The 24,080-nt window shown below is 41.3% G+C and carries 23 protein-coding genes and 1 tRNA gene; 15 read left to right on the top strand and 9 right to left on the bottom strand.

The genetic code is table 11. The features are described from left to right. Nucleotides 1–120 precede the first annotated feature (120 nt). From AXE82_RS07785 to AXE82_RS07765, 5 genes are read right to left on the bottom strand one after another with little or no spacing between them, the layout of a single operon-like run. The gene (locus tag AXE82_RS07785; protein WP_062333310.1) at nucleotides 121–1,821 is read right to left on the bottom strand and encodes a DUF262 domain-containing protein; all 1,701 of its coding nucleotides are present in this window, start codon (nucleotides 1,819–1,821) and stop codon (nucleotides 121–123) included. 54 nt (nucleotides 1,822–1,875) lie between these two features. Next, nucleotides 1,876–2,736, bottom strand: coding sequence for an SIR2 family NAD-dependent protein deacylase (locus tag AXE82_RS07780; protein WP_062333308.1), 861 nt, complete (start codon nucleotides 2,734–2,736; stop codon nucleotides 1,876–1,878). Between the two features lie 10 nt (nucleotides 2,737–2,746). After that, nucleotides 2,747–3,526, bottom strand: coding sequence for a hypothetical protein (locus AXE82_RS07775; protein ID WP_062333305.1), 780 nt, complete (start codon nucleotides 3,524–3,526; stop codon nucleotides 2,747–2,749). A gap of 46 nt (nucleotides 3,527–3,572) precedes the next feature. After that, on the bottom strand, nucleotides 3,573–4,349 hold the full coding sequence (locus AXE82_RS07770; RefSeq protein ID WP_062333302.1) for a hypothetical protein: 777 nt from the start codon (nucleotides 4,347–4,349) through the stop codon (nucleotides 3,573–3,575). A 20-nt stretch (nucleotides 4,350–4,369) separates the two neighbouring features. Continuing rightward, a complete protein-coding gene (locus tag AXE82_RS07765) occupies nucleotides 4,370–5,215 on the bottom strand; it encodes a PP2C family protein-serine/threonine phosphatase (RefSeq protein WP_065252139.1) in 846 nt (281 codons plus the stop codon). Nucleotides 5,216–5,507: 292 nt separating this feature from the next. Between AXE82_RS07765 and AXE82_RS07760 the strand changes: the two genes are divergently transcribed. Both AXE82_RS07760 and AXE82_RS07755 read left to right on the top strand, forming a co-directional pair. Further along, nucleotides 5,508–6,137 (top strand): AAA family ATPase, encoded by a 630-nt coding sequence (locus AXE82_RS07760; protein WP_062333297.1) that lies wholly within the window; start codon nucleotides 5,508–5,510, stop codon nucleotides 6,135–6,137. Beyond that, nucleotides 6,134–6,379 (top strand): hypothetical protein, encoded by a 246-nt coding sequence (locus tag AXE82_RS07755; RefSeq protein WP_062333294.1) that lies wholly within the window; start codon nucleotides 6,134–6,136, stop codon nucleotides 6,377–6,379. Before AXE82_RS07760 ends, AXE82_RS07755 begins: the two co-directional genes overlap by 4 nt. 62 nt (nucleotides 6,380–6,441) lie before the next feature. On the opposite strand, the gene AXE82_RS07750 is transcribed toward AXE82_RS07755, so the two are convergent. From AXE82_RS07750 to AXE82_RS07740, 3 genes are all read right to left on the bottom strand, one after another. Continuing rightward, on the bottom strand, nucleotides 6,442–7,086 hold the full coding sequence (locus AXE82_RS07750) for a protein NO VEIN domain-containing protein (protein ID WP_062333292.1): 645 nt from the start codon (nucleotides 7,084–7,086) through the stop codon (nucleotides 6,442–6,444). Nucleotides 7,087–7,165: 79 nt separating this feature from the next. Then, entirely contained in the window at nucleotides 7,166–7,537 is a 372-nt protein-coding gene (locus AXE82_RS07745; RefSeq protein ID WP_062333290.1) for a hypothetical protein, read from the bottom strand. 64 nt (nucleotides 7,538–7,601) lie between these two features. Continuing rightward, the gene (locus AXE82_RS07740) at nucleotides 7,602–8,708 is read right to left on the bottom strand and encodes a helix-turn-helix transcriptional regulator (protein WP_082741437.1); all 1,107 of its coding nucleotides are present in this window, start codon (nucleotides 8,706–8,708) and stop codon (nucleotides 7,602–7,604) included. Nucleotides 8,709–8,855: 147 nt separating this feature from the next. Here AXE82_RS07740 and AXE82_RS07735 point away from each other — a divergent pair, with 147 nt between their 5' ends. Both AXE82_RS07735 and AXE82_RS07730 read left to right on the top strand, forming a co-directional pair. Continuing rightward, nucleotides 8,856–9,173, top strand: a complete 318-nt coding sequence (locus AXE82_RS07735) for a hypothetical protein (protein ID WP_147285571.1) — start codon at nucleotides 8,856–8,858, stop codon at nucleotides 9,171–9,173. A 40-nt stretch (nucleotides 9,174–9,213) separates the two neighbouring features. Continuing rightward, entirely contained in the window at nucleotides 9,214–11,106 is a 1,893-nt protein-coding gene (locus AXE82_RS07730) for an FtsK/SpoIIIE domain-containing protein (RefSeq protein WP_065252140.1), read from the top strand. Between the two features lie 350 nt (nucleotides 11,107–11,456). On the opposite strand, the gene AXE82_RS07725 is transcribed toward AXE82_RS07730, so the two are convergent. Then, nucleotides 11,457–11,532: transfer RNA gene (locus tag AXE82_RS07725), tRNA-Gly, on the bottom strand. Between the two features lie 356 nt (nucleotides 11,533–11,888). On the opposite strand from AXE82_RS07725, the gene AXE82_RS07720 reads away from it, so the two are divergent. The 11 genes from AXE82_RS07720 (at nucleotide 11,889) to AXE82_RS07670 (ending at nucleotide 24,037) form a co-directional block, all read left to right on the top strand. Continuing rightward, complete coding sequence (locus tag AXE82_RS07720; protein ID WP_101964458.1) at nucleotides 11,889–12,713, top strand: M48 family metallopeptidase; 825 nt, start codon at nucleotides 11,889–11,891, stop codon at nucleotides 12,711–12,713. Between the two features lie 276 nt (nucleotides 12,714–12,989). Then, entirely contained in the window at nucleotides 12,990–13,445 is a 456-nt protein-coding gene (locus tag AXE82_RS07715) for a DUF441 domain-containing protein (RefSeq protein ID WP_062333282.1), read from the top strand. 203 nt (nucleotides 13,446–13,648) lie between these two features. Next, a complete protein-coding gene (locus tag AXE82_RS07710; protein WP_062333279.1) occupies nucleotides 13,649–13,984 on the top strand; it encodes a BolA family protein in 336 nt (111 codons plus the stop codon). A 100-nt stretch (nucleotides 13,985–14,084) separates the two neighbouring features. After that, nucleotides 14,085–14,450 (top strand): SirB2 family protein, encoded by a 366-nt coding sequence (locus AXE82_RS07705; RefSeq protein ID WP_062333276.1) that lies wholly within the window; start codon nucleotides 14,085–14,087, stop codon nucleotides 14,448–14,450. A gap of 29 nt (nucleotides 14,451–14,479) precedes the next feature. Beyond that, on the top strand, nucleotides 14,480–14,875 hold the full coding sequence (locus AXE82_RS07700) for a hypothetical protein (RefSeq protein WP_051499432.1): 396 nt from the start codon (nucleotides 14,480–14,482) through the stop codon (nucleotides 14,873–14,875). Between the two features lie 466 nt (nucleotides 14,876–15,341). Further along, on the top strand, nucleotides 15,342–17,078 hold the full coding sequence (locus AXE82_RS07695; RefSeq protein ID WP_062333273.1) for an AMP-binding protein: 1,737 nt from the start codon (nucleotides 15,342–15,344) through the stop codon (nucleotides 17,076–17,078). Between the two features lie 88 nt (nucleotides 17,079–17,166). Next, complete coding sequence (locus AXE82_RS07690; protein WP_062333270.1) at nucleotides 17,167–18,783, top strand: carboxyl transferase domain-containing protein; 1,617 nt, start codon at nucleotides 17,167–17,169, stop codon at nucleotides 18,781–18,783. Nucleotides 18,784–18,886: 103 nt separating this feature from the next. Beyond that, the gene (locus AXE82_RS07685) at nucleotides 18,887–19,681 is read left to right on the top strand and encodes an enoyl-CoA hydratase/isomerase family protein (protein ID WP_062333267.1); all 795 of its coding nucleotides are present in this window, start codon (nucleotides 18,887–18,889) and stop codon (nucleotides 19,679–19,681) included. Nucleotides 19,682–19,819: 138 nt separating this feature from the next. After that, the gene (locus tag AXE82_RS07680; protein ID WP_062333264.1) at nucleotides 19,820–21,916 is read left to right on the top strand and encodes an acetyl/propionyl/methylcrotonyl-CoA carboxylase subunit alpha; all 2,097 of its coding nucleotides are present in this window, start codon (nucleotides 19,820–19,822) and stop codon (nucleotides 21,914–21,916) included. After that, entirely contained in the window at nucleotides 21,913–22,845 is a 933-nt protein-coding gene (locus AXE82_RS07675; RefSeq protein ID WP_062333262.1) for a hydroxymethylglutaryl-CoA lyase, read from the top strand. The genes AXE82_RS07680 and AXE82_RS07675 overlap by 4 nt, the downstream gene beginning before the upstream one ends. A 16-nt stretch (nucleotides 22,846–22,861) precedes the next feature. Further along, the gene (locus tag AXE82_RS07670) at nucleotides 22,862–24,037 is read left to right on the top strand and encodes an isovaleryl-CoA dehydrogenase (RefSeq protein ID WP_062333259.1); all 1,176 of its coding nucleotides are present in this window, start codon (nucleotides 22,862–22,864) and stop codon (nucleotides 24,035–24,037) included. Nucleotides 24,038–24,080: the final 43 nt, after the last annotated feature.

Here is a 24,080-nt window from a genome sequence, read left to right as displayed (position 1 = left end):
GATAGCAAGACGATGAGCTGTTAGTTACAGCCGTATACGTCGCCAATAGTGTAAGTTATGGATACAATGAATATTAGAGCATATATATTTTCAGTTGCTAAAATCTTAATAGCTTGACTACTAAATTTTATTCTTCAACATGTTTATGATTTTATTTTTTCTTTTATTAATTGCCTCAATATCCCAAAGCTTACCATTATCAATAAAATCTCTGATTTCAACTTGTTGATTTAAATACTTATAATCTGCAAGTTTATCTTCAAAAATACTATTGCTAATACTACAGTTATGAGATTGCGATATTAATAAATAGTTGCCGATACAATTTAAGTATTGGTTGATAAATTCTTCAGAATACTCATTATACCCATGTGGTTTTGTGTTAGGTTCAGTAATGGGGGCTATATGTTCTAAATGGGGGAACTCAATATCATCAAATCTACTAATTTTATATCCTGATTTGCCTAGCTTACTTAGTTCCACTTCATACTTCCATAGCAAAAATTTAGCTATTGAACGATGAATATTACCATTTAGTGCTTCATCAAGATTTTCATCATTCCAATATGATGACCACCAATCTTCTTTACGCTTAACATTTTTTAAATAATCAATTTGTTCAATGATTAAATCGATACTAGGCTTTTCAACTGTAAAATTCTCATACACATAACTTATCCTTGAACGTATATCTGCACGAGTACCTATAAGCTTATCTCGTAACATAATAGACTCTAATGCTTCAAATAGTTTTTCTTTATCTTGTATACTAATATTAAATTTATAAGCTTTAATGACGAAAGGTAATGCTATACCAATACCTCCAAGCGTGATTAATGAATGAAACTTCAGATTGTTCTTTTGATCTTGATGAAAAAATGCTGATAAATATTCGAAGCTCATACTAAGAGACTCTGTAAAACTTTTGATAAAGTCTACTGAGCACCCTTTACCTAAAATTTCGTTAAACCTTTTTAAGCTACCATCCTCCCATATAGAGTTAAAATGCACTCTCATCGTATAATTTAATACATCATCTTCATCAACGTAATTTTCAATGTTAGATATCTTAGTGTAAATATTAGTAAATCTCTCCTGCATATCTTCTAAAATTATCTCAACTTCATCTTTTTTAGAATACAGGTGGATATGATACATAAACATGGCTTTGATAATTTCTAAGTTTGACGGTTTCTTACCTCTATTATTTTGAAAAATAAACATCTGAATTGCTTCAGCTTCATTAGAAACTTCGTGAGTTGTGCATTTTGCATTTGTTACCACTTCAATCATGTTAGTGATATATAATTCATCTTTATATTCCAAGCATTTATTAAAATAATCGAAAGCATCGGCTAGCCTCTTACTAGATGCCGTTGTTAAAGACTCTCTGTAAAGCTCACTTTGCTTAATAATATAGGATTTAAAAAAGAAATCGTCATATGCGACAGTACTAAAATGTGCTTTATCACGACGAATAAGTATATCTTCTATTAATTCAAGCTCAGATTCATTTAATTGTCTAATTTCTTTTAACCGCTTAAATAGAGCAGAGAGGAATATAATGATTGTTGTTAATCGTTGTTGTCCATCGATAATGTGGTATTTGTCATTTTCCAAACTCTTGAAGAGAAAATGACCAAAATAGTAAGACGTATTACGACTACTCCTACTATATTCTTCCAAGTCAATTAAAAATGTTTCAACCTGTTTTTTTTCCTCCTTCTTTTTACTGATATCCCAAGAATAGGCTCTCTGATAATTAGGAACCAAGATTTTATTACCCATAATCATTTTATGAATATTAGTCAAAGGTTGCATTTTGATAATTACCTCTTTAAAATGGAATATCGAATTTTATCATTAAAATTTTGTCTATATATCAGATTTTAAAATAACTCCTAAGTTCACTAAAGCAGCCAACGCCCCCAAATCCACCCCAAAACAATTATCCTTCTCAGGCACTTGCGGTTCTCGCAAATTGACACGCAAAAAACTCACCGATTCATTAATCGGGTAACATACTAATCTTTCCCCAAACTTACGAACCGTAGGAATGGCTGTCCCTGCTCCCAGTTCGATAATCGCCAATTTTTTGACATTAAACAGCCATTGTTCAAGTTGATATTCTTTGGGTGATTGATGTTGTTCTTGCCATTTCCAGTCATCAAACATCAAAATATTGGGACGAGCGATTCCGCCGCAGTGTGGACAGCTTGGAAATTCATTGGTTAATTGGCAGTATTCTTCATCAACCATAGGTGTATAATTATCTGCTGACCAGATATCACGGATACAATTATCTAAGCATTGTAGCCAATGAATTGAGCCGTGACATTCAAAAACCTTATCATCGTCAAATCCGACCTTTTGGAACTCACCATCGACATTACTGGTAAACACAAATGAGCCGTTTTTAAGATTGAGTAATGTTTCTGACCATTTTTTAAGTAGATGAAAACCTTGATGCGGTTCTACCGCTCGATATGCATTGAGCCTGAGACCATAAAACCCCCAAGCCAATTTTGGATCGGTGTGGAACAGTTCTGGCGTCGCCATATCGACAAAGCTTTTGCCCAGATGCTTGAGCGGTGGATAGGCTTTCCAAAAGCCTTGATCGCCCCGAAAGTCAGGTAAACCTGAATCCACGCCCATCCCTGCGCCTGCGGTGATGAGTAAGCCATCAGCTTGTTTAAGGTGTTCGGCAAAATCAATTAATTTGCTTTTATTATCCATTTTTATTCCTTTACCATTGTCGTCTGAGATATTCTTTAATTGAATTACCGGTCCCTTCAGTTGGCTTAGTTGGCTGCTTTGGCATATTCTGTTCTATATTGACTGATTCAATATCATTTTCTTCATCCGAATAAACTAGGAACATACAAATACAACAACCTTGCTCACCCTGTTTCCAAGAATCAAATTCCTCAAAAAAATTAACTTGATAAAAAATATCAACCTCATCGACATCAATATTTTCTTGCACTTGATTATTAATAAATTCTTGTTGGTCAAAATTGAAACCAATATCTGTAAAAGTGTTAACCAATACAGCTTTTAACGTATAGTTAGAAGTGTAAGCCTTAAATTTTTTTAACAGTTGTTTGCAAGCAACCGCTATATAATCTTCACCAGTTGCAGAACTATGTAGAAATTGAATATTTTTTCCATATGAAAGTGCCATTTTTACGTCATACCAGTCTATACCGATAAAATTACCATATGCATTCATAAAAGACAGACCATAAATTGCCAACTCTATTTCATCTGAGTCACAATAAATAATGCTGTTTGCAATTTTTAAGCAGTCGTAACTCTTACCAGTGGTATTTAGAGCAATAAGAACTTCAGTTTTTGTGGCTTCTCGATATTGCTGGACTTGTTCGGCATCAACATCGTCATTGGCAATGAAGTAGGTGATGAGATTGAAACTATCCGCTAATTTGTTAGGCTCATATAATTTGTGTTCCCATTTCTTGCCATTGTTTTCTTTAGTAAATGAAGCAAATTTCAGATATTCGAGCATATTACCCCCTTGTTTGATTTATAACTTTTAATGATTTTCACACTGATTATGATTTTTTATTATGTTGTTGTCGTTTAAGATACTCACGAATTGGATTACCTGCTATTTGCGTTGTTTCAAGTGTTTTCTTTGGTATATTCTGTTCTATAGTAACTGGCTCAATATCATCTTCTTTATCGGCATAAACCAAAAACATACAGATGCAGCAACCCTGTTCCTCTTTTTGCCAATAATCAAATTCCTCAAACCAATACAATTGATAAAATATATTAGCTGGATCAATGTTTAAATTTTCTTGAAGGCGTTCGGTAATACACGCCATTTGGTCAAAACCAAAGCTATCGTCAGCAAACGTACTAACCATGACAGCTTTTAAGAAAAAATCACTTTTTATGGTAGGTAATTTTGCTATTAGCTTATCACAAGCGTTTGCCACATAATTTTTATCAGTGGCAAAACCTTGAATGAATTGGACATGCTTTCTCTTGTGAATGGCTGACCTTATGTCATTCCATTCAAAACCCATAAAACTATCATTAAGAACCAATGACTTAAAAGCGAACATAACAATTTCTATTTCATGGGGTAAACAAGTAATTACATTGTCCGCTAGTTTCAAGCACGCCAAATCTTTACCAGTGCCATTAATCGCAATCAAATAATCCGTTTGCGCCTGTATCCGATAGCGTTGCAAATCCGCCAAATCAACCTTATCACTTGCCACAAAAAAAGTGACTTCATTTTTGCCATTGGCAATTTTATGTGGTTCATATTTATCGACTTTTACAATGTCACTATCAAGTACTGACAAATTATTTTCCATTTCACACACGCCTTTTCGCTTTAATGCTTATCAAACCTTACTAAAATTGCTGTTGCGTTATCATAAGCACGACCTTTAGCGGCATAAATCTGCTTACGTAACTGTTTAAGCCATGCTTGTAAATCGGTATGCTTATCGATATTTTGCCATTCTTCACATGGCACTAAGTCATGTACGCCATCGGTACAAACAACCAAGCAATCGTCAGATGACACCGCCAACGTTTGACTGTCATAAGCAGGCATTGGATTGTTGTCTAAATCACTATCGGCAATCAAACAATCGGTTAATGCGTAAAGCGGGCTTGCCATGCCCTCTTGGTTGTATTTGCCAAAGTCGGCTTGGCGATTTTCTGCTGCGGCTTGCTCATCTACTATTTGATTCAGCAAATTATGATCACGAGTGATACATCGCCATGTTTTTGTCATAGCTGAAAAATGATAGACACGACTATCACCAATATGTTTGATAACCACAGATGAATTGGACTGGTTGTCCTTTGCAAACGTTCGATAGACTAAGGCAAGCGTCGCGGATGCGCCATAAAAGCGTTTTGGTAGGGTTGCGACTTTTTCATAAATCTTTGAGATATCCATAACCGGCGATTGATTTGAATTGTCTAAGTAGTTTTGCCACAGTTGTTTGACTGTTTTAACTGTCTTAAGGCTAGCATATTGCGATAGATTAGATTCTGCTACACCATCGGATACCGCAACACAAAACGCATCATCACATTGACGCACAGGTGTAATACCAAGCGCTTCTTGGTAATAATCATCGACAAAGAAAAATGCATCTTGCTGCAAGCCGTTGCTGGCATTGCCTTGAAAGGTCATCGCACAAAGCATAGTAGATAGTCTGGTCATATTACGAGTCGAATAAAAAGGTTAATCTGATTATAACCGTAAAGTTGGAAAAATATATTCTAGGTTTCTTTATTCGATATAGTCTGTATTTTGATACATTTTATAATCAACAAAATATATGAAAAAGCTTACCTGTGCCTTTCTTATTTAATTTCTACTACATGAGAAAAACTACCAAATACGCCTGATTGACTTCAATTATGAATGCACTATAATCAATACTAATAAAAAACTAGTTAACCATTGAATAAGTTATCATTTAGTTCTAAATTGATAGTAAATTAGGGTCATTATGATTATTTTGTTAGGTAGTCAAAAAGGTGGCTGTGGCAAATCCACCATCGCCATTAACATTGCTTGTAGCTTAGCAAACCTTGGCAAAGATGTGGTTTTGGTGGATGCTGATCCACAACAAAGCTCCGCCAATTGGGTCCGAGATCGGGATGAAACTAGTCTAGCAAAGGTACACTGTATCCAGCGATATGGTGATATCAAAAGTACCCTTAAAGATTTAAATCAGCGCTATGCGTATGTCGTGGTCGATGTGGCAGGACATGACAGTAAAGAGCTACGCACCGCGATGTTAGTGGCTAATAAATTAATTGTGCCGTTTAAACCATCGCAGCTGGATTTAGACACCCTACCCCATTTAACCGAAGTGATTGATCAGGCACTTAGCTTTAACGAGCAATTGCAGTGTTTTGGGCTATTAACCTTAGCACCGACCAACCGGGCAAATAAAGAAGTCGTTCAAGCCAAGGAATACTTGAGTGATTTTCCGCTGTTAAACCCATTAACGACCATTATTCACGAGCGTAAAATTTACCGCGATGTACTTGCAGAGGGTAAAGGCGTGATAGAGGCAACTAACGCGAAAGCCATTACTGAGTTTAGTGAATTGATGAAGGAGTTGGCATTATGATTAAACGTCGTACCCAAGCACCCACCTTGACGGAAGATGATTTTGTCAATGGCGTAACTGCTAATTCAGCTGATGAAACGCCAAACCTAGACCCCAAAGCGCCCCGAAAATTTAAGTCACATACCTTGCCTTTAAATGAGTATGAGTATAACTTATTGGTGGCACTGGCGGATAAATATGGGCAGACGCATAGTGGTATCATACGCTATGCGTTGAAGCAGCTAGCATTAAAAGATAACTAAATTAGAACCACATGAGTCTAATTTAGTTTTTTTTAAAATTTAGAGCTATTAATTAATTAAATTTAATTAATTGAGATAATTGCTGCAGTTTTTGGAATAATATCTAGATTATAATCATTATTACCTTCAACTATCCAGTTATCAACCTCTTTACTAAAACGACAAATAGTCATAATTGGTTCAACTAAAGCATTATTTATAATTATGAGTCGATAATTTTCATTCTTTAACTGAAAATAATTATATTCATTAGGTGATAAGCCTATCTGTTTAGTAGTACCAGAAAGTCCTTTAACTTCGATTAATAAATTAATTTTCTTATTAGTAGCAATTAAGTCATATCCTAAATTATCCTTTTCAACACTTTCAACCATATATCCTAGATTTCTATAATAAGCACATACTAGGTTTATTGCAATTTCTTCCACTTTTAATTTGGCAATTGTATCAATATTTTTTCTAATCTTAGGTTTATTATCTAATTCATCCTTAGTTTGTGAAATATATTTTTTAACAGTCTGTTTAAACTCTTGACCTAGAGGTTGATCAGCATACCAAATATTACTTTGACCAATACCTCCTTTTTCACCTCTTGGTAATTTGAATACTCTTTCATCTACCTCAAGAAGATGAGCGTCTTCATATTTGGCTGTTATATAATATCCATCGATTTCATTATATAGTGAAAACTGAATTATATCGAACATGGTCGTTCGTGGTAGGCCTGTCGAACCATAACGACCGTTACCCTTAGACAAGCTCAGGGCAAACGGTGCTTACTATAATTTAGGATTGACTATAGGTATGTTGATCTGATTCTCCTTTGAATTCTTGAAAATAACGATAGACCCTAGCATTGTTATACCATCCCACAATAACTGTACCTAATCCATCTCTGTTAGCTACCCAGACTACAGTAACTCCATCAATATAATCGGTGTTCACATTTTCTTTAATTCTTTCTAAATTTACTGTTTTACTTCCGGCAGTAGGTTGAACATAGCCAAAAACCCTACCATCTGAGCTTTGACTAAAGTTACATATCTCGAACCCCCTTTCGTTTTCAGTTATAAAACTGCCGCCATTCTTTATTTCATCACCTAGATGCAATCCGTCATATTTTTCCATCCAACCAATATTACAAAAAAGCATTGTCATTCCTATCTCCTTAGTTATCTACTTGTGTTCATATTTTAATTCTAAATTAAAATTCTGAAAAAGATTAAACAATATTTAAAATCTCATCTTTCTCATAATTTCCATACCTATAAAGCCCACTTTCTAACTGCTCAACCACTCGGTCTCGCAACTCTTCAGGCTCAGCCACATAAATTAAATCTGCATGCGCAATCAAATAATTAAGCACTGAGTATGAAACAAATACTTTTGATATGCTAAATTCAACTTCCTCATCTTCAATAGAAACCTGTGATTTTTCATAATTAGCGAAGACAGGTGCATCTTCAATCAGATATCTCTCATGCTCTGCTATATGCAATTTTAAATCTAATGGCTGACGACTAAACATTGATTCTGTATGCTTAGGTAATTCCTTTTCGATCTTATCTAAATTTAACCTTACTCTATCTGGGAACTCATTGAAATTTTTGATAATTTCCGCGTGTTTAATCCGATGGAATAAAAAAGTCATCGTGTCTCCATGTGTCGGATTTTCAAGTATCAGTAAACGGCAATGTGGCTCAATCACAATCTTGACAGGATAAGCTCGATATTCTCGCTCTTCATCATGCTGTTGGCTGTGATAAATAATTTTCAATGGTTCATCTTGCTGTAATGCTTGATAGATCGTTAATTCATCTTCTGGCTTAATACCTTTAAACTCATCTTGAAGTGGTTTGAAGTAAATACGCTTTCGCCAGTTTTTGACTTTTTTGCTTGCTTCTAATTGATTATTAGCACCATCAAACAACCATTTAGCATTTTCAAGCAAATCTTTTGGCGCAACTTTTTTAAGAAAACTTTCTGCCAATAACAATAGCATTGCTGTGCTGCTATCAGTTGTATCCATATTCGCTGACGCCGGTAAATAATACTTTTTTGGCTTTTTATCTATTTCTGATTTTAATGCTTGTTTTAATGCATCGCTCAGACTATCCAAATCACGCTGTATTTGGCACCTTTGGGAGTCATTAGGTTCACCTTGCAACTCGTAAGCTTGTATGACATTTTCATGCTTTGCTAATTCGATTAAAGTTTTTGCTTGAGACTCTATCCTAGGCAACGCTTGATACAAGGCGAATAGTCTTTCTATCTGTGATTTCATAAATTGTCTCAATCCATTAATTGGACGCCAGTTTAAGAAAATCATAGCATAACGATCCAAAAATTTAATGACATTTAAATAACTTTAAAAAGCTTTTTAAACATCATGAGCGATTATAACCAACCAATCGGACATCTGATGTCCAATATCATTGTTATACTTTTCCAATATTAATGGCTACTGGATATAAATATGAAACGATTTACTATTACCGATGTCGAATGGAAAGAATTCCCCATGCACCCTGAAAAATTTGATGGCTATCAGTTAGGTCTCAAATGTAACGTGGTCTTTGAAGAGCCAATTGAAAGAAATGAAGGATATGGCTATGGCGATGATAAGTTTTGTCTTACTTTAATTGCCTTAGATGATGAAGGATTTGCCATTTTTGAAGTTGAGTTCTGGGATTACAGTTTGCCTGCGATTGGCAAGACAAGCCGCGTCATATCAAAACGCTTTAGCTGTGAACAAGAAGAATACGATCTTATCCATAGCTGGGTACTTAAATAAATGATTTATCATTGTCATAGCGACTACAGGATTATCAATCATGGACAACTTAATGACTAACTATTACCCAAAGACTGACCTACCTGTGACTGCCATCTTATACCAACAAGATAGTAACTTTAACGGCGTTGAAGCACATTTTGCTTTTTTTACTGTAAATGCCCACTTTGATAGCGAAAAATTACTAGATTTTAAACAACAAGTCGGTGCTGAATTATTAGTTGGTATCGTAACTAATAAAGATGATATGAGTGACGACAGTGTAAAGGTCGCTGACAAAATTATGTGGTGTGAACCTGATGATGTTGATATTTTGGTGCCAACAATCAACCATGTAACCAGCGATGATAATTTTATACGCATTGATAAAAATGATTTTTTGATTTGTTTTGAAAATACTAATACCGCAAGGTTTATTTCTTATCGCACTACCAATGATAATTTCAATGATTTATCTAGGTATGCTAATAAATTTCAGGTTGTAGCAGATTTATCACCAAAATATGAAGCACTTATTATGCATATTAGTGCAACTGACAACTTTGACTTTGGTAACCAAGAAAAAATTAGTAAGCCGATGGAAATATTTATCGCAGAGCAAAGCAGTATTTTTTATGGTATTTCATTTACAGCTAAGGATAATCGCTGTGATATTGCGACATTCGCTTTTTGGTCTGATGATACTAGACCAAAGGTATTGCCGACACAATTGCAAAATCAATTATCGTTAGCTGAAGAGCCGTTGGCTATCAACTTACTGTCGCTACTAGCAAGTAAGCAATCTGCAATTGATAACAAAGCTATTCATTTATTCATGGGGTATCAATACCCAAAACAGGCAACTTATTTAAACCTTACTAAAGCGCCACATCTATTAATGGCGGGCCGCTCAAAAGAGACGATTACTAAAATGTTGCACACCTTAATGGTGAGTATATTGATGCAATATAGCCCTGAGCACGTTAGACTTATGCTCATTGATAGTGAAAAACCCGTGTTTACGGATTATCAAAACTTACCACATCTGATAGCCCCAATTAATGATAGGAAAAATGCCGCTCAAAATTTGGCTTGGTGTCAGTTAGAAATGGAACGTCGTTATCGATTAATTAGTCTAACCAAAACAAGAAACTTGGTGGACTTCAATCAAAAGATGGAAGAAACTAACGAACTTAGCAAATTAATAGCTCGTTACCGAGTGGTTGGTAATCCCATTATTGATTTTGAGCAGATTTCAGCCCTATTTCAACCCTTACCAAGAATTGTGGTCATCGTCAGTGAGTTAAAAGAGCTGATGCTAGATGGTACATTATTGAATGAAAAAATGATAATCAACATTGCGCAGAAAGCCTGTGCAGCGGGAATTCATTTGATTTTATCAACTAATTATCCTTCTGTGGATGTGATTACAGAATTAATAAGAGCCAATATCCCAACTCGGCTAAGCTTTGAAGTTAATACTAAATCTGATTCACAAACCATTTTAGATAGTTCGGGTGCAGAACTGCTAACCAGTGAGGATATGCTATTTTTACCTTCTGGTAGTGATGAATCAAAATATCTACAACCTATTTTTGCAACACAATTTGAAATCAATCAAGCTTGTGAAAAATGGCAACTCGATGAAAGGCAAAATTATGTGGTGACTCAGTCGCAGGAAATTAATGAACTGATTGAATCGTATATGCAGGAAATACCCATGCGGTTTTATGACCCATCTCAACCAGATCCACTATATGATGAAGTGGTAAGGTTTATCCGAGAAGGTGGTAAGGTTTCAGCATCGAGTATTCAGCGCAAATTTAGTATCGGCTATAACCGTGCTGCTCGGTTAATCGATAGAATGGAAGCGGAAGGCATTGTAAGTAGTGTGGATAGAAGTGGCAGAAGGGTGATATTGCAAATGCTTACAAATTTTGAAAGAAAAAATTAAGACAGTGATTGTTTATAAAATTTTTAGTTTTCTTATTACGGCAAAACCCAAACATTTAAACAAACTTTGTTTGCTATCGAACAAATTCAAAACTTAGATTAACTTAAATTATTATTAAATTCATTTGAAACCCTGATTTCACGGTCGGGGTCAGTTTAAAAATTTGTAAAAAAAGCGTGGTCACAAAATGGTCACGTTTTGGTCACGGTCTAAAAATTTGCAAAAAATTGATTAGTTAAATTAACAAAGCATTTTTAGTAAAAAAAGGGGCACAAAGATTGAAAGCCTTGATACTGGCGGATTTGTAGACAATAAAAAAGCCTAACTATTAAGTTAGGCTTTCTTGAATTTGGAGCGGGAAACGAGATTCGAACTCGCGACCCCGACCTTGGCAAGGTCGTGCTCTACCAACTGAGCTATTCCCGCATTAGGTAGTCAACTAGCAATTTTGAATGTTTGTTGCGTTGTTGTGGATGCGTATTATAAGGATTTTTGACACCGCGTCAAGCGTTTTTGTAAAAAAAATTTAAAAAAATACGTTTTTTTAATTTTAACTATTTTTTTATTGCAAAGTAGCTTTTTTATCTGTCTATTCTCTATTAATTTTTTCCTTTCTATCCATAGTTATTAGCTTGTTTTATCACACTCTGAAACACACTACGTATCTATCGTTACGCAATTACTGCAAATCTCAGCAAATAGTTTTTTAATGACTTCGCTATAATGCGTTTAATCTTCCTACTTTCTTGGTCCTTTTTGCTGTATTTGGAGATAACGATAAGATGAAAATTTCAAAAAAACTCATGATGTCAAGTTTGGCGGCATCGGTCATTGCAGTAGGTGCCACCGGTTGCTCAACCACTACTGATACGGGGGCGATTGGCGTTGACCGTAATCAGTTGTTGGTAGTATCCGACCAACAAGTGCAACAACTTTCTAATCAAGCTTTTCAACAAGAAATTGCCGCTGCCCGTGCCAAAGGTCTGCTTGATACCAATCCGGCACAGTTGGCACGTTTACAGAAAATTTCTCAGCGTTTGATTGCACAGACAGGTGCCTATCGCAGCGATGCAAGACAATGGCCGTGGGAAGTGCATGTCATTAAAAGTAATGAGCTTAATGCGCACGTATTCCCCGGCGGTAAAATTGTCTTTTACTCAGGGATTATCGATCGTTTGAGTCTAACCGATGCTGAGATTGCTGCCATTATGGGTCATGAGATGGCGCATGCATTACGTGAGCATACCCGTGAGCGTCTATCGCGTGAGGTGGCGACCCAGACAGGGATTGGTATTGCCGCGAGTGTCTTAGGATTATCTCAAGGTCAGACACAATTAGCAGGCTTAGCTGGGGATTTGGGTATTTCACGTCCCCATAGCCGTACCCAAGAAACGGAAGCTGATTTGATGGGGCTAGAGTTGATGGCACGGGCAGGTTACGACCCTAATGCAGCAATTAGCCTATGGCGTAAAATGCAGAGTGCGAGTGGTCGCGGCGAGCCACCTCAGTTTTTAAGTACTCACCCGGTGAGCTCAACACGTATCGCCACCATTCAATCATTATTGCCACGTGTGATGCCATTGTACCAACAAAGCCGTTACCGTTAATTTTAACTTTGTATTTTATAAGCCAATATTCAGTTGATATTGGCTTTTTTAGTGAGCAAATTTAGTGGGTAAAATATGGGGTTGATTAAAAAGTTACTTATCCACTTATCCATTGTCCATCAATTTACCCAACAATTTACCTACCCATCAATTTATCTAGCAAGCCTAACAAGTTGTCAAAAAAAACAATTGATTGAAGTTTTTTAACTATCTCAACAGCACAGTGGCTTTGTCAGTGGCATAATAAGCGTTTGGTCAAAGTTATAGGGTAAATTCATGAATCAGCTTGATATTAATTTGCTAGTCTTGTTCGTCATTTTGGGCTGCGGTGTTTTTGTGCACAATCCCACGATTTGGGTCAGTGCGACTGCGCTGATTATCATCAAATTTTTACCCCACAACCAACCTATCTTTTCTTATATCCAGCAATATGGACTCAACTTGGGTATTTTGCTGCTCACCATTGCCGTCATTGCGCCCATCGCCTCCGAGCAAGTCAGTAGCAAAGCCTTGATGACCTCTTTTGCTAGTTGGCGCTCATTATTGGCCATCGCCGTGGGATTGCTGGTGACTTGGCTGGGCGCAAGAGGGGTGAATTTAATGAAAGTTGACCCCAATGTGGTCACTGGGCTGATGATTGGCACAGTAGCAGGGGTGGTATTGTTTCGCGGGGTGGCGGTCGGTCCGTTAATTGCCGCCGGGATTTTATCCTTGCTATATTGGTCTAAGTGAATCATAGCAGCTAGTGAGTCATCAAACATAGAGAAAATTTGAGCGGTATTAACACAAGATTATTTTTGCCAGTCGCACCAATTTGATAGATTAGGCTACCTTAAAACTGTGCTAAAATGGCTAAAAAGCGGTAAGTGGTGACCAATTAGGTTTGTCATTGGCTACCCATTTTTGATGAATAAAATCAGTGAACCGAGGACGACATGAGTCAACTTGCTACCCCGATTGCCGATGCCGTGACGGCGCGTTTGCAAACGTTACAGCCCAGTGTCTATCAGCTAGAAAACGAGTCGATGCGCCATGCTGGCTATTTTGAAGGCAAAGAAACCCATTTTAAACTGACCATTGTCAGTGAGGCATTTGCAGGCAAACGCTTGATACAGCGTCATCAGTTGGTGTATGGACTTATCCATGCGTTACTGTCACAAGGCGGTGGGCAAATTCACGCGTTTTCAATTCATGCTTATACACAAGCAGAATGGCAAGCGATTGGGCAATCTCCCGAAAGTCCCAATTGCGCGGGACAAAACGCAGGGTAACATGATAAAAGTAACATGATAAAAAAGAGTGTCAAAATAAGCTAAACCCACAGACCCGTTGCGTTAATTTACGCTATATTATGATAAAAAAGGTTGATGTATGAAACACGCACATATGCTGATGGCATTGATTTTAATTGCCTTATTCTTGTGGCAAGCTGTGTTGGTATTTACCGCACCAAAAGGACAAGGCTTGCCAAAATCTGCCAAAATCGGCGCCCACGTGATGTATGCCTTGGTGATTTTGACAGGCGCGGTGACAGCGATGCCATTATTTGGCGCAGGTATAGTACCGCATTGGTTGATTGCCAAGATAGTGTTACTCATTGTTGCCATATCAGCGACTGTCAAAGCCACGCGCCAGACCACTACGCCCAATCAAGCCAAAATAGGTATGTTGATTGCTTTTATTGCCTATATGGGTATTTTGACGTTGGCATTTGTGAAACCGCTCAACCTATTTTAAGGCTAAAGCAATTAGGATAAGGGAGTAGGATGATGAAAAAATTAGCTATCTCAATACTTTTAGCGACTGCCACTACGGCAGGTTTGACAGGGTGTATGACCACGCCTACCCCTGAATACGTATCCGCCAACAATTACCAAAGCTATGACTGTGTTGCGCTTGCCAATGAGTACACGCGCGTCAATCAATACATTGATGCCAATGCCAACCAGCGCACCGGTTTGCAGGCTTCAGGCATTGGGATTGGTGTATCGGGCAATCGCCATGGTATTTATCCTACCGTGAGTGTCGGTTTAGGCTCAATCAATGGCGGCAACCGTCATAATCTATCGATTGCTATGGGACAACGTGATGCGATGCTACAAGCCGCTCGCCTAAAACAATGCCCCTTTGCTACCGGCATCAAACTCTATAGCGAAAAATAATTTATCCCATTTTTCCCTGTTGAGTATAGAACCCATCTTTCATAGTGAGACATAGTGAGATGGGTTTTTTTATGGTCAGCCAAATCATCGGCTAGGTTAGCGCTAGTAAGTGTCATTGAGTATTTATGGAATATTTATTGAATATTTTTTTAGCCTAAAGATAATTTTTATTTCGATAAAGATTGTCTCGTTTTAGATTGACAAGTTCATAATTTATTGATTAATATGTCACATATTGATGGTTAAACACGGTAAAAATTTTAAAAAAATGCATTAAAACAAGTGTTATAACAATACTTTAAGTCAAGGAATACTTGGGTATTAATCAGTGGGTAAAATTTTTTACTCAGGTAAGCACGAGGTTTTCCCTAGCTTTCGTCAATACCTTTAGTAAACACCCCAAAAAAACGATAGAAAAACACGCTAAAAAAACACGATAAAAAGACACGATAGTAAGGATGCTACCATGACCAAAGACGTGCTAACCCTGCCACGCATCGTAATGGGTGCGAAGTCTGCCAACGCCCCACTCACCCAAAGCTATGATAAAGGACCGGTCACACCACTGATAGAATTGACCATTGGTGATTTTTTCGATCAGATGGTGGAACAACACCCCGATAAAGACGCCTTAATTTCTGCTCATCAAAACATTCGTCTCACCTACCGCCAGCTACAGCGTAAAGTCAATCAGCTAGCCAGCAGCATGATTCGTATGGGTCTGCAAAAAGGTGATCGCGTGGGTATTTGGTCACACAACAATGTTGAATGGGTCATCATGCAATTGGCGACTGCCAAAGCCGGTATCATACTGGTCAACATCAACCCCGCTTATCGTATCTTCGAGCTTGAATACGCCATTAACAAAGTCGACTGCCAAGTGCTGGTATTGATGCGTCACTTCAGATCTAGCGACTATGCCGTGATGCTTCAAGAGCTTGCCCCTGAAGCGCGTCACCAAAGTTACCACAATTTAGAGCTCGTGCAATTACCCAATCTCAAACGGGTCATCTGGATTGATAGCCCAGAGTCCACTGAGGATTTTAGCTATATGCAAAAATTCTCAGCATGGATTGCTGAAGGCGATGCCGATGATCCGGCAGTGGCGGAACGTGCCAAAAAGCTCAACCCCAATAACCCCATCAATATCCAATTTACCAGTGGCACCACAGGCACGCCCAAAGGCGCGACGCTTACCCACCGCAATATTTTAAACAACGGTTATTTCATCGGTGAAGCCATGAACCTCACTGCCGATGACCGTTTGTGTATCCCCGTACCGCTCTACCACTGTTTTGGCATGGTACTGGGCAACCTTGCTATCTTGACCCACGGTGGCACCATTGTGTATCCCAATGATGGCTTTGACCCCATCACCGTACTTGAAACCGTGCAAAAAGAACAATGCACAGGTCTGCATGGGGTACCGACCATGTTTATCGCCGAGCTTGACCACCCAGACTTTGCCAATTATGACTTATCGACTTTGCGTACCGGCATCATGGCAGGCTCAAGTTGTCCGATTGAGGTCATGCGCCGCGTGATTGACCAAATGCACATGAAAGAAGTCACCATTGCCTATGGCATGACTGAAACATCGCCGGTATCCTGTCAAACCAACCAGCACACGCCACTTGAAAAACAAGTCTCAACCGTAGGTCTGGTACAGCCTAACCTAGAAGTCAAAATCGTCAACCCAGAAACAGGTGAAACGCTTGGCATCGGTGAGACAGGTGAGCTGTGTACCAAAGGTTACTCAATCATGCTCGGCTATTGGAATGACACCAATAAAACGGCGGAAGCCATTGTCGATGGCTGGATGTATACCGGTGACTTGGCAACCATGGATGAAGAAGGCTACGTCAAAATCGTCGGACGTAGTAAAGACATGGTGATTCGCGGTGGTGAAAACATTTACCCTGTTGAAATCGAAAACTACCTATATCGCCACCCAAAAATCCGTGACGTCCAAATCGTGGGCGTACCCGACAAGAAATTTGGTGAAGTCCTTGCCGCTTGGATTATCCCCAAAAAAGACAGCAACTTAACCGAACAAGACATCCGTGATTTTTGTAAAGATCACATCGCACACTATAAAGTACCGACTTATATGAAGTTTGTCGACGAGTTCCCAATGACCGTCACGGGTAAAATTCAAAAGTTCAAAATCGTGGAAGCCATGACACAAGAATTGGGACTCTAAATTTTCAACTTCATCAAAAACTTAACATAAATACAGGGGGCATCTGATAGCAATTTAGCTGCACCCTTTGACAGAATTAGGATTTACAATGACGGTTATCCAAAGTAAATTAAGCCCAAATGGCGCGGAGTTTCAAGCCAATGCCGCTGCCATGCAAACTATCGTTGATGACCTCAAAGCCAAACTTGCGGTCATTGCTCAGGGCGGCTCTAAGTCTGCACGCGCCAAACATGTGGCTCGGGGTAAGCTATTGCCACGTGAACGTGTCGAGCGCTTGCTAGATGCTGGTACGCCATTTTTAGAAGTCTCACCGATGGCAGCGTACGGCATGTATGATGCCGATATCCCTGCCGCAGGGGTGATTGCTGGCATTGGTCGTGTCGCTGGTATTGACTGTATGATTGTGTGTAACGATGCCACCGTCAAAGGCGGCACTTACTACCCGATGACGGTCAAAAAACATTTACGGGCGCAAGAAATCGCGCGAGAAAACCGCTTGCCATGTATCTATTTGGTGGACTCTGGCGGCGCAAACTTACCCAACCAAGATGAAGTATTCCCAGATAAAGACCACTTTGGTCGTATCTTTTTTAACCAAGCCAATATGAGCGCCGAAGGCATACCCCAAATCGCCGTTGTCATGGGTAGCTGTACTGCAGGTGGTGCCTATGTGCCCGCCATGAGTGACGAGTCGATTATCGTCAAAGATCAAGGGACGATTTTTTTGGGTGGTCCGCCGCTGGTCAAAGCTGCCACAGGTGAAGAAGTGACCGCCGAAGACTTAGGCGGTGGCGATGTGCATACCCGTCTGTCAGGCGTGGTTGACCACCTTGCCCAGAACGATTTACACGCGTTATCACTAGCGCGCAACATCATCGGTAATTTAAACCAACAAAAAACACCCATCCACCACGCTACCGCGCAAAAAACCCCGCGTCCACCCAAATACGACGCCAAAGAATTGTACGGTATCATCCCAACTGACACCCGTAAGCCCTTTGATATCCGCGAAATTATCGCTCGCATTGTCGATGGCAGTGAGTTTGATGAGTTTAAAGCACGCTTTGGCACGACGCTGGTGTGTGGTTTTGCCCATATTGAAGGTATGCCAGTGGGTATTATCGCTAACAACGGTATTTTATTTAGCGAATCAGCGCAAAAAGCCACCCATTTTATCGAGCTATGCTGCAAACGTAAAATTCCGCTGGTGTTTCTGCAAAATATCACAGGCTTTATGGTGGGGCGCAAATACGAAAATGAAGGGATTGCCCGTCATGGTGCCAAAATGGTCATGGCAGTTGCCAATGCCAAAGTGCCGAAGTTTACCGTGATTGTCGGCGGCTCATTCGGCGCGGGTAACTACGGTATGTGTGGTCGTGCGTATAGTCCACGTTTCTTGTGGATGTGGCCTAATGCACGTATCTCGGTGATGGGTGGCGAGCAAGCCGCGTCGGTATTAGCAACGGTCAAACGCAGCCAATACCATGCTAAAGGTGAGCACTGGTCAAGCGAGGACGAAGAAGCGTTCAAAGCGCCAGTACGTCAGCAATTTGATGAGCAAGGTCATCCGTATTATGCCTCGGCTAGACTGTGGGATGATGGCGTGATTGACCCAGCCGATACCCGTCAAGTATTGGCACTCGGATTAAGTGCGGCCTACAACGCACCGATTGAAGACACCACCTTTGGTGTATTTAGAATGTAATTTTCAGCGTGTAAAATCGGAAGTCTTGGTTATTTGTTCTATCTTAATTGAGCAAGCATCAAAAATACTCCCACATTACCCAACAAAAAAAAGGAAAAACACGATGAAATTACCAACTTATGACAGCCTACTGTTAGACATTGACCAGCACGTAGCGACCATTACCCTCAACCGCCCAGACAAACGCAATGCCTTTAATGACGATGTCATCCAAGAACTGACCGATGTGTTTCAATTTTGCGCTGAGCAAGACGAGGTGCGTGCGGTGGTATTGACTGCCAATGGCAAAGCCTTCTGTGCCGGGGCAGACCTAAACTGGATGCGCGCGATGGCGGATTATAGCCACGATGAAAACTTGGCAGATGCTGGCAAGCTTGCGCAAATGCTAGCGACCATCTATCACTGCCCAAAACCCACCGTCGCTGCCATTCAAGGCGATGTGTATGCCGGTGGTATGGGTCTGGTTGCGGCTTGTGATATCGCCATTAGCGTCAAAAACGCCAATTTTTGCTTAAGTGAAGTCAAACTTGGCTTGATTCCTGCGACCATTAGCCCGTATGTGATTCGTGCGATGGGTGCAAGAGCCGCGCATCGGTACTTCTTAACCGCTGAAGTATTTGATGCCAAAGAAGCCAAAAAAATCGGTTTTATCCATGAGCGAGTGGATGAAGAAGAGTTTACACAAAGCCTTGATAATTTGGTCAAACACTTGGTTAACGCCAGCCCAAATGCTGTCAAGGTGTGTAAAAAACTGGTGCAAGATGTGGCATATGCCGAGATTAACGAGCAGTTAATCAAAGATACTGTTGCAGGCATTGCCGATATTCGTGCATCCGCCGAGGGTAAAGAAGGCGTACAGTCATTCTTGCAAAAACGTCAACCAAGCTGGCTTGAATGACTGAGCCAAAATAACTGGGCTAAAATAACTGAGCCCAAATGACTGGGGTAAAAAGCTAGGTTTTATAAGTTAAATTATATCAGAATACCAAGTTAGATCCGCGGTGATGCGGTGTTGAAAAAATAAAAAGGGACGATTATGTTTTCAAAAATCTTAATAGCCAACCGTGGTGAGATTGCTTGCCGCGTGGCAGCCACCGCCAAAAAACTGGGCGTGCGTACCGTTGCGGTATATTCAGATGCTGACCGCTTTGCCAAGCACGTAGCCGTGTGTGATGAAGCCGTTTATATAGGCGGCTCTGCGCCCAAAGACAGCTACCTGCGTTGGGAGCGCATTTTGGAGGCTGCCAAGCAGACAGGCGCACAAGCGATTCACCCAGGCTACGGGTTTTTGAGTGAAAACGACGAATTTGCCCAAGCGTGCGTGGATGCGGGTTTGGTGTTTATCGGTCCCCCTGCGTCTGCCATCACCGCCATGGGTCTGAAAGCCGAGTCCAAACGCTTGATGGAAGCTGCCAATGTACCACTCATTCCAGGGTATCATGGCACCAACCAAGACCCTGAGTTTTTGCATAGCGAGGCCGACAAAATTGGCTACCCTGTGCTAATCAAAGCCAGCTCTGGTGGTGGCGGCAAAGGCATGCGGTTAGTTGAAAAAACCGAAGACTTTATTGACGCCTTGGGCTCATGTCAACGTGAAGCCATTAGCAGCTTTGGCAATGATAGCGTATTGATTGAAAAATACGCCCTGCGTCCGCGTCATATTGAAATTCAAGTCTTTGGCGACAGCCACGGCAACTATGTGTATTTATTTGAGCGTGATTGTTCGGTACAGCGCCGCCACCAAAAAGTGCTCGAAGAAGCCCCTGCCCCCGGTGTCAGCGTGGCAATGCGTGAAGCGATGGGCGCGGCAGCGATCGCGGCGGCAAAAGCGGTCAATTATGTGGGGGCGGGTACGGTTGAATTTATCGTAGAGCAACGTGAGTGTTCGCCCGAAGATAAATTTGGCGGCATGAATTTCTACTTTATGGAAATGAACACGCGCCTGCAAGTTGAGCATCCCGTCACTGAAGCCATTACCGGTACTGACCTGGTCGAGTGGCAACTGCGTGTTGCCAGCGGCGAGCCGTTGCCAAAACAACAAGCAGACTTGACCATCAACGGTCATGCGATTGAAGCACGTATCAATGCTGAAAACCCAGACAACAATTTCTTGCCCGCCACAGGTACGCTAAACGTTTACCGCACGCCAACTCACAGCGAGTTTAGGGTGTCAGATGTGCGTATAGATGATGGTGTACGCGAAGGCGATGTCATCAGTCCTTACTATGACTCGATGATTGCCAAACTCATCGTCCATGCACCAACCCGTGAGCAAGCGCTTGCCAAGCTAGACCAAGCCTTGGCAGAAACCCGTATTGTCGGTCTGCCTAACAACGTGGCGTTTTTGCGTCACGTGGTGCAATCAGATTCGTTCAAACATGCCAATCTTGATACCGCATTGATTGAACGTGAAAAAGACGTACTGTTTGGTCAGCTGCGTGGTGAACTACCTTGGCTGGTAGCCACCGCGATTGTCAACGAGCTTGCCCAAGAAGCGCAAACCCAAAACCACGACCCATTTAGCAAAACTGACGCATGGCGCGCGTATAGCCAGTATGCGCGTCCGTTTGAGTTGGTGTATCACGATAAGCCATTGCGTGCGGTTATCAGCCAACTTAACGAGCAAGCCAAGGAACAAGCATTTCATCTAACGATTAACACCATTGCCAAAACCGAAAAACAAGGCGCGGACGTTGTCACGCCCATCTATCAAGGCGATGTTCGTTATTTGCCCACTGTCGATGATACTTTTACGCTATGGCTAAGTGACGGAGAAACAGCCGGTAAGCGCCAACAGATGCAGGCATGGCGACAACATGAGCAAGTATATGTGTTCTCAAATCATGCCAGCGATACTATTACCTTGGTGGATAGCATGGCGCATGTGGGTGAGGAAGCCCAAGATGGCGGCAGCCTAAAATCGCCCATGCCAGGTCAAGTGGTGGCGTTTCGGGTCAATGTGGGCGATGAAGTGAAAAAAGGTCAAGCCTTGGCAGTGATTGAAGCGATGAAAATTGAGCATACCATCAATGCCCCGGCTGATGGTACGGTGGCAGAGTTACTGTTCAAAGCAGGTGATTTGGTATCCGATGGCGATGAACTGTTAAAACTTGATACGGGCAGCCAATCATGAATTACCCAAATTTTGTCAAAATCATCGACGTGGGCGCAAGAGACGGACTACAAAACGAAAAACAAACCGTGCCAAGCGACGTCAAAATCGAGTTGATTAATGGCTTGATTGATGCAGGGGTGCGCAAGCTTGAAGCCACCAGTTTTGTGTCGCCAAAGTGGGTACCACAAATGGCGGACAATGATACCGTATTAAATGGCATTGTTAAACGCGATGACGTGGTCTATTCGGTACTCACGCCTAATATGAAAGGCTTTGATGCCGCCCTTGCCCACCGTGACCAATTTGCCAATTATGAAGTGGTGATTTTTGGCTCAGCGAGTGAAGCCTTTAGCCAAAAAAATATCAACTGTAGCATCGCTGAGAGTATCGAGCGTTTTGCCCCCGTGGCTGACGCCGCTAAAGCGCATGGCATCAAGGTGCGCGGTGTCATCTCTTGTACCGTGGGCTGCCCGTATGAAGGCGATATTTCACCCGATAAAGTCGCCTATGTGACAGAAAAACTCGTTGCCATTGGCGCTCAGCATATTGGCATTGCTGACACCATCGGCGTGGGCACGCCTATCAAGGTGCAAAAAGCGTTGGATGCTGCCTTGCGTTATATTGATATTGACAATATTTCTGGGCATTTTCATGACACCTATGGTCAAGCTCTTAGCAATACCTTAGCGGCATTACAAATGGGGGTATGGCAGTTTGATACCTCGGTGGCAGGGCTTGGCGGCTGTCCGTATGCCAAAGGCGCAACCGGCAGTGTTGCCACCGAAGATGTGGTATATCTGCTACATGGCATGGGTATTGAAACGGGCATTGACCTCGACAAACTGGTCGATGTCGGACAAAAAATCAGCGCGTTTTTGGGCAGGCAAGATGGCTCAAAGGTGGCAACAGCGATTTTAAATAAACGTAAATCTTTAACAGTCAGTTAATAAACAAGGAATGACTATGAACCTAGGACTCGATTACCAACTTGGCGATGACATCAACGCCCTACGCGAAACCGTCAAAGCCTTTGCCGATGCCGAAATCGCCCCACGCGCTGCCGAGCTTGACCGCACCGACCAATTCCCAATGGACTTGTGGCAAAAAATGGGCGAGCTTGGGCTACACGGTATCACCGTACCCGAAACTTACGGCGGCGTGGACATGGGCTATGTGGCGCACATGGTCGCCATGGAAGAAATCAGCCGCGCATCAGGCTCAGTGGCGCTAAGCTATGGCGCACACTCCAACTTATGTATCAACCAAATCAAACGCAACGGTACAGACGCCCAAAAACAAAAATACTTGCCAAAACTCATTAGCGGTGAATTCATTGGTGCCTTAGCCATGAGTGAGCCCGGTGCAGGATCAGACGTGACCAGCATGAAACTACGCGCCGAAGACAAAGGTGGCGTATATGTACTAAATGGCTCAAAAATGTGGATTACCAATGGACCGGATGCCGATGTGATGGTAGTGTATGCCAAAACCAACCCAGAGCTTGGGGCAAAAGGCATCACCGCGTTTTTGGTAGAAAAAGGCATGAAAGGCTTTTATACCGCGCAAAAACTCGACAAACTCGGTATGCGCGGCAGTCACACAGGCGAGATGGTGTTTGACAATGTCGAAGTGCCAAGCGACAACATTTTGGGCGGTCTTAACAACGGCGTTAAAGTATTGATGAGTGGCTTGGACTACGAGCGTGCGGTACTTGCCGCAGGTCCCATCGGGCTGATGCAAGCGGTGATGGACAACGTCATTCCCTACATCCACGACCGCAAGCAATTTGGTCAAGCCATCGGTGAATTTCAATTAATTCAAGGTAAAGTGGCGGACATGTATACCACTTTACAGGCAGGGCGCAGCTTTCTTTACACCGTGGGCAAAAACTTAGATATGCTAGGCTCAGACCATGTGCGCCAAGTACGCAAAGACTGCGCCAGCGTGATTTTGTGGACAGCGGAAAAAGCCACTTGGATGGCAGGAGAAGGTATCCAAATCTTTGGCGGCAATGGCTATACCAACGAGTACCCACTGGGTCGTATTTGGCGTGATGCCAAGCTATATGAGATTGGCGCAGGTACTAGCGAAGTACGGCGTATGCTGATTGGTCGTGAGCTGTTCAACGAAACCGCCTAATTGATTAGGTTTTTCAGCAAAAGCCCTAGCTAAAACTAGGGCT

Origin of the sequence: Moraxella osloensis (genome assembly GCF_001553955.1) — a bacterium.
Taxonomy (GTDB): Bacteria; Pseudomonadota; Gammaproteobacteria; order Pseudomonadales; family Moraxellaceae; genus Faucicola; species Faucicola osloensis.
The sequence above is the reverse complement of the archived record's forward strand: the minus strand, read 5'-3'. Positions and strand labels throughout refer to the sequence as shown.

Coding starts and splice junctions, on each gene's coding strand:
- AXE82_RS07785 (WP_062333310.1), bottom strand. CDS start 1,821: ATGCAACCTTTGACTAATATTCATAAAATGATTATGGGTAATAAAATC.
- AXE82_RS07780 (WP_062333308.1), bottom strand. CDS start 2,736: ATGGATAATAAAAGCAAATTAATTGATTTTGCCGAACACCTTAAACAA.
- AXE82_RS07775 (WP_062333305.1), bottom strand. CDS start 3,526: ATGCTCGAATATCTGAAATTTGCTTCATTTACTAAAGAAAACAATGGC.
- AXE82_RS07770 (WP_062333302.1), bottom strand. CDS start 4,349: ATGGAAAATAATTTGTCAGTACTTGATAGTGACATTGTAAAAGTCGAT.
- AXE82_RS07765 (WP_065252139.1), bottom strand. CDS start 5,215: ATGACCAGACTATCTACTATGCTTTGTGCGATGACCTTTCAAGGCAAT.
- AXE82_RS07760 (WP_062333297.1), top strand. CDS start 5,508: ATGATTATTTTGTTAGGTAGTCAAAAAGGTGGCTGTGGCAAATCCACC.
- AXE82_RS07755 (WP_062333294.1), top strand. CDS start 6,134: ATGATTAAACGTCGTACCCAAGCACCCACCTTGACGGAAGATGATTTT.
- AXE82_RS07750 (WP_062333292.1), bottom strand. CDS start 7,086: ATGTTCGATATAATTCAGTTTTCACTATATAATGAAATCGATGGATAT.
- AXE82_RS07745 (WP_062333290.1), bottom strand. CDS start 7,537: ATGACAATGCTTTTTTGTAATATTGGTTGGATGGAAAAATATGACGGA.
- AXE82_RS07740 (WP_082741437.1), bottom strand. CDS start 8,708: ATGATTTTCTTAAACTGGCGTCCAATTAATGGATTGAGACAATTTATG.
- AXE82_RS07735 (WP_147285571.1), top strand. CDS start 8,856: ATGAAACGATTTACTATTACCGATGTCGAATGGAAAGAATTCCCCATG.
- AXE82_RS07730 (WP_065252140.1), top strand. CDS start 9,214: ATGGACAACTTAATGACTAACTATTACCCAAAGACTGACCTACCTGTG.
- AXE82_RS07720 (WP_101964458.1), top strand. CDS start 11,889: ATGAAAATTTCAAAAAAACTCATGATGTCAAGTTTGGCGGCATCGGTC.
- AXE82_RS07715 (WP_062333282.1), top strand. CDS start 12,990: ATGAATCAGCTTGATATTAATTTGCTAGTCTTGTTCGTCATTTTGGGC.
- AXE82_RS07710 (WP_062333279.1), top strand. CDS start 13,649: ATGAGTCAACTTGCTACCCCGATTGCCGATGCCGTGACGGCGCGTTTG.
- AXE82_RS07705 (WP_062333276.1), top strand. CDS start 14,085: ATGAAACACGCACATATGCTGATGGCATTGATTTTAATTGCCTTATTC.
- AXE82_RS07700 (WP_051499432.1), top strand. CDS start 14,480: ATGATGAAAAAATTAGCTATCTCAATACTTTTAGCGACTGCCACTACG.
- AXE82_RS07695 (WP_062333273.1), top strand. CDS start 15,342: ATGACCAAAGACGTGCTAACCCTGCCACGCATCGTAATGGGTGCGAAG.
- AXE82_RS07690 (WP_062333270.1), top strand. CDS start 17,167: ATGACGGTTATCCAAAGTAAATTAAGCCCAAATGGCGCGGAGTTTCAA.
- AXE82_RS07685 (WP_062333267.1), top strand. CDS start 18,887: ATGAAATTACCAACTTATGACAGCCTACTGTTAGACATTGACCAGCAC.
- AXE82_RS07680 (WP_062333264.1), top strand. CDS start 19,820: ATGTTTTCAAAAATCTTAATAGCCAACCGTGGTGAGATTGCTTGCCGC.
- AXE82_RS07675 (WP_062333262.1), top strand. CDS start 21,913: ATGAATTACCCAAATTTTGTCAAAATCATCGACGTGGGCGCAAGAGAC.
- AXE82_RS07670 (WP_062333259.1), top strand. CDS start 22,862: ATGAACCTAGGACTCGATTACCAACTTGGCGATGACATCAACGCCCTA.